The organism is Parachitinimonas caeni (assembly GCF_030129945.1).
Taxonomy (GTDB): Bacteria; Pseudomonadota; Gammaproteobacteria; order Burkholderiales; family Chitinimonadaceae; genus Parachitinimonas; species Parachitinimonas caeni.
Genome location: NZ_JARRAF010000197.1, coordinates 1 through 420 on the forward strand (window position 1 = coordinate 1; position 420 = coordinate 420).

1 protein-coding gene is annotated in these 420 nt (G+C 53.3%); it reads right to left on the reverse strand.

Features of this window, described 5'->3' with window-relative positions:
• Positions 1-420, reverse strand: a 420-nt coding sequence (locus tag PZA18_RS24285; protein WP_308447461.1) for an RCC1 domain-containing protein, incomplete at both ends; no start/stop codon positions are given.

The window sequence follows — 420 nt, forward strand, 5'->3', positions numbered from 1 at the left end:
GGTTTTTGAGTGGACCTTGTGGTTTGGTCTCAAAGCGATACTCATCCAGACCAGGTAGACGGACAGGGGCTGGATCGGGATGGTGGCGCCCAAGGCCGAGCTGACCGAAATCGTCGCTACCCCAGGTATACATCAAGCCATCAGCTTTAAGGGCCAAGCTAAAGGTTTCACCTACCGCGAAGGCGGAAAATCCCGTCCCCACCAGAGCCGGTTCATCTTGCCCATCAGCAGTCCCTGTTCCCAGCTGTCCGGATGAATTGTCTCCTAATGCCCAGAGACTGCCATCCTGTTTGAGTGCCAGTTGATGCCATGAGCTAGAGATAATATCTTGATAGCCCGTTCCCAATCGTTTGGCGGCAACCTTCGGATTTGAACTCATTTGCCAGAGTTCGCCGTCATGCGACAAAGCGAAAACCGATT